Here is a 7299-nt window from a genome sequence, read left to right on the forward strand (position 1 = left end):
ATACCGAAAAAGCCCGATATGAAGCCCACGACGACGCCGACAAAGGGGAGTTCTAACATTTTGATCCTTGAAATTTGAGACGAAGTTTATAGCTTTAAAATTTAAAGCTTGATAAATTTGCGGAATTTTGGAGTTGGTAGCGGGGATTTGCGGAATTTCGATCGTGGGGTTTGCGGAATTTCTAGGCGCGGAATTTTGGTTTGGAATTTTATCTAGATTTGGTTTCACTTAAAATTTATACGCAAAATTTTGCCTCAAAATTTCAAGCGCGAGATTTGCAAAATTTTAAAATTTACGGGATTTTAAGGTGTGGAATTTCGGCTTGAAATTTTATGCAAATTAGCCCATCTGTGTTTGTTCGCATTGCAGTCTGGCGGTAGAATTTTGGATCGGAATTCTGCGTCTAGACTGCGGCGGCTCAGCGTAAATTTGAGATAAAATTTTACGTTTAGATCGCGACACTGTATTTTTGCCTCGATTAAATTTCTATGGAATTCTATCGCGACGAAATTTCATACGGCAAAATTCCGCGCAGTAAAATTTTAGACAAAATTCTGCGGCAAATTTCCGCGTTTTGTATTCTAAAAACCATTGCAAAACCAGCTCAAAATCGCGGCGAGTCACAACAAGATCGCAGTAAAATTTTACGTAAAGTGCACGCAAACGCAAAGAGTGCAAATTTCTCCGCGAAATCATTGCAGCGAAATTTCGCCGCCAAAAGCTCGTTTAAGGCAGCCCAAAACCCGCTCAAAGATCAAAAAGCCGCCGCAAAATCCTCACGATGAAATTCCGCCCGCAAATTTCTCCAAGCAGAATTGCTTTAGATGGGACGGGATTTGAACTCGCAGCGAATTTTCCGGGCTAAATTTTACGCAAAAATTCGCATTGGACCTGCAAAATTTATCGTAAATTTCTCCGAGCGGTTTTCGCGCCTTATGAAATTTCCAGCACGATCTCCTTTTTTAGCCCGATCTGTTTGATCTCGAGCACGAAAGCGCCGTTCAAGCGGAGCGCAAGCACTTCCGTCTCGCTGCAAGCGCCCGCAAGAGCGATTTCGCGCAGCACCTTACCGCGCCAGGCTTTGGCGTAGTGGCTCAGTACCTTGCCGCCTTTTATGAAACTAAAACTTAGATATTCGCGCTTCATCTCATAAAATTTTTCGTAAAACCCCGCACGCAGATCCACGACGCATTCATCCGCCAGATACCGATCCAGCGCGGCGGAGAAGCTATCGCGATAAAATTTCGCCGCGTCTATGCCGCCAAATTTTTCGCCCTGCTTGAGCTTGTAGTTCGGCAGCGCATCGCCGCCCAGCACGGGGCCGAAAAGGTTTGAAAAAATTATCGTATTTCGCTCCGCAAACTCCCGCGCGCCGGGGCTTAGCGACGCGTAGCCCAGGGCGCGATACGCGGTGCCCGTGTAGCGCAAAAGCGCCTTCGCGCAGCCTTTTTCAAAGATATTTTCGCGCAGAGCCGCGTCCCATTTTTTTAGCCCGAAAAGCTTGCAAAGCTCCGCCTCGCTTGCTTTATCCACGAAATCCGCATAAGCGCGCAGCATCTGCAGGCGCTTTTCGTAAAGATCTGCAAAGATGAAATTTCGCTTGCAAATGCGCGTGCTGCCGCCCAACTCGCTTTTCATCTCGCTTGGGGAAAATAAAATTTTCATACACTCTCCTTGAAATTTGCTAATTTTATTAAAATTTTGCTTGGACTAAGCCAGCCTGAGCTCGCGCCGCCCGCTCAAATTTAAGCTAAACAGCGTATAATGGCGCTAAAAATTGTAAGGACGAAAATGCTTTTAGAAGAGCCGCTGTTTTACTACCGCGAAATTTTAAAGACGCATCCGCAAAGCTACCTCGCAGAGGACAACGCTCAGGTCATCATCGGCATCGATTGCGATTATTTTGACGGATTTAAGATGAGTTTTGAGGCTTTGAGGCTTAAATTTGATGAGGTAAAGGGCGCAAAAGAAGGCGCGAGCGAGTTTAAAAACGCGAGCTTTGCAGGGCTTTTCGGCGTTTTGGGCTATGGCATCGTGCGCGCATTTGAAAATATCGGCGCGCCGAAGCAGGCGCTGTATGACTTCCCGCCGTTTTTTTACGCCGACGCCGCAAACTACCTGCACTACGATAAAATCAGCAAAATTTACGATTTTTACGGCAAAGACACTGGAATTTACGAAAGCCTGCGCGGGCTTAGCCCACAGGCTTCGCAGCAAGCCGCCGCCGAAGCGGAAGGCACGCCGCAGAGTGCCGCAAAAGCGGACGCCGCGATAAAAGGCGGATCGAAATCGCAAAGCGCGTCTGAGCCGGAGCCTCAGAAAAAAGAGCTTAAATTTAAAATTTTAACCGATCTGGGCGCCGAGGAGTCGCATTTTAGCGCAATGGTCGAGGCTGCAAAAGAAAAGATAAAAAGCGGCGACGTGTTTCAGGTCGTGCTGGGCGAAATTTTAAAAATCGGTACGAATCTCGGCAGCTTGGACTTTTACGAGCGACTCAAAAAGAACAATCCGAGCCCCTATATGTTTCACTTCCCGACGCCGTACGGCTGCGTCGCGGGCTCCAGCCCCGAGCTGATCATGGAGATCAAAAAAGACGAAATTTTCGTCGCTCCCATCGCGGGCACCCGCAGCAGAGGCGCGAATGCAGAAGCCGACGCGACGCTTGAGTGCGAGCTTTTAAGCGACGAAAAGGAGCTTGCGGAGCATCGGATGCTGATCGATCTAGCTCGCAACGACATAGGCAAATTCGCCGCGCCAGCCTCGGTGCGGGTGCAAAACGCGATGCGCATCGTGCGCTACGAAAGCGTGATGCACATCGTAAGCGAGGTCTACGGCACCAAACCGCGCGGGGTAAGCGCGTTTGAGGTGCTCGGTACTATCTTTCCTGCGGGCACGCTAAGCGGTAGCCCGAAGATCCGCGCGATGCAGATCATAAACGAGCTGGAGCGCTACGAGCGCGGCATATACGGCGGCGGAATCGGGTTTTGGCGCTTTAGCGGCGACGTGATGCAGGCGATCTTGATACGCTCGGCGATCTTCGTAAATCGCGACGCGCAAAATTCCTGCTCGGACGAGAATTTTAAACGAAATTCCGGTTTAAATTTAGACGCTACTTGCGGCGAGACAAATTACGAAGCGATGGGGCTTTGCGACGCTGAAAATCCCGAGACGACAGAGCTTTGCGGAGCTGCGGCGCAAAAGGGCAGCGGCGGGGCGCAAAATTTACTGGCTCGCGCAGGCGGGCGCGACGCGACGTTAAATTTAAAAGCTCGCGCAGGCGGCGGAGCGCTAAATTTAGAGAGCAAGCCGAGCTTTAGCCGCGCGATGCGGTTTGAGACTGCCAAATTTAACGCGGAGAATTTCGGCTGCGAAGGGCTAAGTAACCTCGTATTTATCGGCGCGGGCGCGGGTATCGTTTACGACAGCTCGCCAAAGAGCGAATACGCAGAGATCTGCAAAAAGCGCAAAAGCCCGCTCAAGGCGATCGAGGAGCTATGCGAGGAAGTTTAGATCCTTTAAATTTAGCTAGCCTGACGCGCCGCTTTTCGGTGCGAGTTTGATTCCGCTAAATTTAAAAGCGTGTCGCTGCTAGGACGTTTAAATTTAACGGCGAGCTTCATTCGGCGCCGCAAAGCCGAGATATTTATCGGCTGCAACGCCGCGCAAGCTCGCGACGCAGTAATGCCGCACGCGGGCAGAATTAAATTTAGCCCGCAGCGGCACTAAAACGGCGCTAAATTTAGCCGCTGCAAAGCGGTTAAATTTAAACTATTTAGAATTTTAAAGAGGTGCAAGCGCCCGAAAAAAGGATAAAATTTTGATTTTAATGATAGATAATTACGACAGCTTCGTTTTCAATATTTATCAATACATTTTGGAGCTAAGCGACGAGGAGGTGCGCTACTTCCGCAACGATGAGATAACGCTGCAGCAGGTGCGCGAGCTTGCCCCTTCGCACATAATCCTAAGCCCCGGGCCAAATCACCCAAAAGACAGCAGCGTTTGCTTAGAGATTTTGCGCGCGGATTTGGACGTGCCGATTTTGGGCGTGTGCCTTGGGCATCAGGCGATCGGATATGCGGCTGGTGCGGAGATAAAGCAGCTGGAGGTGCCGCTACACGGCAAGAGCTCGACGATCGAAATTTACGCAGATGGCGTGCTTTTTAGCGGGCTGCCGTGTAAATTTGAAGTGATGCGCTACCACTCGCTTTATGTGGACGAAGCGACGTTGCCGCGCGAGTTTGAAATTTTAGCAAAGAGCGAAAATGACGGCATTATAATGGCGATGAAGCACCGAAGCAAGCCTGTTTTCGGCATTCAATTTCATCCCGAGAGCTTTTTTACTCAATACGGCAAAAAGATCATCGAAAATTTCATCAATTACGGCAAAAAGATAATTTTAAAGGAGAAACTCGTGGTAAATTTCGCCCCGTTTATGTTGAAGCTACAAAAGGGCTTCCCGCTAGATAGCGACGATTATGCGGTCATTTGCAAGGCGCTTTACGAGCAGGATTACGACATCGTGCAGCTTGCGGGGCTGCTCGTGCTGATCAGCGAAAAGTCGCTCTATCCAAGCAGCCTCACGGCGCTCGTGCGCAGTATCTTAAAATACTCGATCACCTACGACGATCCGAGCCCGATGTTTGACATCGTAGGCACAGGCGGCGATAGGCTAAAGACGATCAATATCTCCACGACCGTGGCCTTTATCGCGGCAAGCTTCGGCGTGCGCGTCGCCAAGCACGGCAACCGCGCGATCACCAGTAGATCGGGCAGCTCCGATACGCTCGATGCTCTGGGCGTGCCGCTACTTAGCGATCTGGCGCAGATTAGGGCGCTGCTAGATCGCACCGGGCTAGCGTTTTTTCACGCGCCGTTTTTTCACAAAATCACTGCCGAGGTCAAAGAGGTTCGCAACCGCCTAAAAATCGGCACCGTTTTTAATATAATGGGGCCGCTGCTAAATCCAAATTTAAGCCTAAGCAATCAGATCGTGGGCAATTATCTGGAGGAAGTAAACGGGCTCATCGCCGAAACGCTGATGATTTTGGGGCGCAAGCACGCTCTGGTGGTGCACGGCATGGACGGCATGGACGAGATCAGTCTGTGCGACGAGACGCTAATCCACGAGGTCAAGGACGGCAAAATTTTAGAATACCGCGTAAATCCTGAGCAGTTCGGCTTCGCTCGGGCATTTCACAGCGATATCGAAGGCGGCGACGGCGAAGCTAATGCCAAGATTTTAAAGCAAATTTTAAAAGGTGAGCTTAGCGGACCAAAATTTGATATCGTAGTGCTAAATGCGATGTTTGCGCTATACTGCGCCGATGTCGTATCAAGCCCTGCGGAGGCTAAGCCGCTAATTTTAGAGGCGATCAGATCGGGCAAAACGTGGGAATTTTACGAAAACTACGTGAGGGCGAGAGCTTAGATGGCTAGCGGCGAAAAGAGGGAGTTTTTAAGCGAGCAGCTCATCAGCTATCTGGGCAACAAGCGCTCGCTGCTAGCGCCGATAGGGCGGGCGATCTGCGAGATTAAGGCGGAGCTTGGGCGGGACAAGATCAGCTTCGCAGATGTCTTTAGCGGCAGCGGCATCGTCGCGCGCCTGGCTAAAGCGCACTCAAACCTCGTGATCGCAAACGATCTGGAGGGCTACTCGCGCGCGATAAACTCCTGCTATCTTTCAAATTTTAGCGACGGGCTGTGGCGGGATTTGAGCGAGCTACACGCTGAAATTTTAAGAAATTTCGCGCCGAAGGAGAGCTTTTTTAGCGAGCTGTACGCGCCGAAGGACGATGAGAATATCAAGGCGGGCGAGCGCGCTTTTTACACGCGCCGAAACGCCCTGATTTTGGGCGGGCTTTGCGAGCAGATCGGTAAAATCCCGCAAAAATTTCGCGATTTTTTCACCGCGCCGCTACTTAGCGAGTCGAGCATCCACTCAAACACGGGCGGCGTTTTTAAGGGCTTTTACAAGGATAAAGCGGGCATAGGTAAGTTCGGCGGCAGCGGCGAAAACGCGCTAGCTCGCATAATGGGCGAGATTTCTTTGCGCCTGCCCGTGCTTTCAAATTTCGCCTGCGAAAGCGCGGTCTTTCAAGAAGATGCCGCGCGCTTTGCACAGAGTGCACGCGAGCGCTTTTTGCAGCTTGACGTCGCGTATTTTGATCCCCCTTACAATCAGCACCCCTACGGCTCGAACTATTTTATGCTAAATTTGATCACGGATTTTATAAACGAGGGCAAGCGCCCAAATGCTGTGGGGCTTAGCAGGGTTTCTGGGATCCCCGCAGACTGGAACCGCTCGGCTTACAACAAAAAATCAAGTGCTGCGGAGGAATTTTTCGCGCTGCTGGCGGAATTTCCGGCGAAATTTTTAATAATCTCTTTTAATTCCGAGGGCTTCATCTCAAAGGCGGAATTTTTAAAAAACCTCGCGCAAATCGGCTCCGTGCGCACGATAGAGATCCGCTATCCTACCTACCGCGCGAGCAGAAATTTAAGCGCGCGCGAGCTTTACGTGACGGAATTTTTATATGTCGTACAGAAGTAAGATCAAAATTTGCGGCATCAAAAGTGCCGCCGAAGCCCGCACTGTGCTGGCGTGCAGCTCGGCTTTATGCGCAAATTTAGAGTGCGCGGACGATGCTAAAAATTTACCGCAACCAGGCGGTGAGAGCTCGATAAAAAAGTCTAATTTTTGCGACGAAAATTCTGGGCGGAATTTTAATTCGGATGCCGAGAATGCTACGCGAAATTTCAATTCCGGCAGCAAGAATTTTGCGCCAAATTTTAATCAGAGCGGCGAGAATTCCGCATGCCGCATGCAAGATCACGCAAATTTTACGTGCGAGCAGAATTGTGATTGCGATAAAAATTTCGATGGCGGTTCGCGAAATCTGGGCGACGGCTCGGGTGTGCGCGTGGAGTTTTTAGGCGTGATATTCGTATCAAGCTCCAAGCGCCGCGTTAGCGTAGAAACAGCGCGCGAAATCGCGCGTATCGCGCATGAAAGCGGTGCAAAGTGCGTGGGCGTCTTTGCTTTGAGCTCCGAAAAACACGGCACCGCCGCGTGTGAATGTAAAAATTTTAGCGGCAAAACTCGCGGCGAAGAAATTTGTGAAAATAAAATTTACGCGAGCAAGAGCGGCGGCGTAGAATTTTATGAAGCCGCGGAATTCTGCAAAAAGCAGCGCAACGATTTGAGCGTAAATTTAAACGCAAACTGCGTTGTGTCCGCCTCGGTAAAAGATCTAAATTCTGAAATTTTAGATACGGAAGCTTTAGACGAGGAGCAAA

6 protein-coding genes and 1 pseudogene are annotated in these 7299 nt (G+C 50.2%); 5 read left to right on the forward strand and 2 right to left on the reverse strand.

Annotation, left to right across the window (positions count from 1 at the left end):
• On the reverse strand, positions 1–228 hold a 228-nt coding region (locus Q0369_RS05960), incomplete at its 3' end, for a hypothetical protein (RefSeq protein WP_298097312.1).
• Positions 229–488: 260 nt separating this feature from the next.
• Between Q0369_RS05960 and Q0369_RS05965 the strand changes: the two genes are divergently transcribed.
• Positions 489–785, forward strand: a complete 297-nt coding sequence (locus Q0369_RS05965) for a hypothetical protein (protein WP_298097315.1) — start codon at positions 489–491, stop codon at positions 783–785.
• A 148-nt stretch (positions 786–933) separates the two neighbouring features.
• On the opposite strand, the gene Q0369_RS05970 is transcribed toward Q0369_RS05965, so the two are convergent.
• Positions 934–1665 (reverse strand): YaaA family protein, encoded by a 732-nt coding sequence (locus Q0369_RS05970; RefSeq protein WP_298097317.1) that lies wholly within the window; start codon positions 1663–1665, stop codon positions 934–936.
• A gap of 126 nt (positions 1666–1791) precedes the next feature.
• On the opposite strand from Q0369_RS05970, the gene Q0369_RS05975 reads away from it, so the two are divergent.
• From Q0369_RS05975 to Q0369_RS05990, 4 genes and pseudogenes are all read left to right on the forward strand, one after another.
• On the forward strand, positions 1792–3510 hold the full coding sequence (locus Q0369_RS05975) for an anthranilate synthase component I family protein (RefSeq protein ID WP_298097320.1): 1719 nt from the start codon (positions 1792–1794) through the stop codon (positions 3508–3510).
• Between the two features lie 307 nt (positions 3511–3817).
• Entirely contained in the window at positions 3818–5431 is a 1614-nt protein-coding gene (trpD, locus tag Q0369_RS05980; protein WP_298097323.1) for an anthranilate phosphoribosyltransferase, read from the forward strand.
• Complete coding sequence (locus Q0369_RS05985) at positions 5432–6553, forward strand: DNA adenine methylase (protein ID WP_298097328.1); 1122 nt, start codon at positions 5432–5434, stop codon at positions 6551–6553.
• Positions 6537–7299 (forward strand): annotated as a pseudogene (locus Q0369_RS05990) (hypothetical protein); the annotation flags it as partial. The gene Q0369_RS05985 and the pseudogene Q0369_RS05990, both read left to right, overlap by 17 nt.

Origin of the sequence: uncultured Campylobacter sp., assembly GCF_938030685.1 — a bacterium.
Taxonomy (GTDB): domain Bacteria; phylum Campylobacterota; class Campylobacteria; order Campylobacterales; family Campylobacteraceae; genus Campylobacter_B.

Bases quoted from the DNA above. Each gene is read 5' to 3' on its own strand.
- Q0369_RS05965 (WP_298097315.1), top strand. From the start codon at position 489: ATGGAATTCTATCGCGACGAAATTTCATACGGCAAAATTCCGCGCAGT.
- Q0369_RS05970 (WP_298097317.1), bottom strand. From the start codon at position 1,665: ATGAAAATTTTATTTTCCCCAAGCGAGATGAAAAGCGAGTTGGGCGGC.
- Q0369_RS05975 (WP_298097320.1), top strand. From the start codon at position 1,792: ATGCTTTTAGAAGAGCCGCTGTTTTACTACCGCGAAATTTTAAAGACG.
- Q0369_RS05985 (WP_298097328.1), top strand. From the start codon at position 5,432: ATGGCTAGCGGCGAAAAGAGGGAGTTTTTAAGCGAGCAGCTCATCAGC.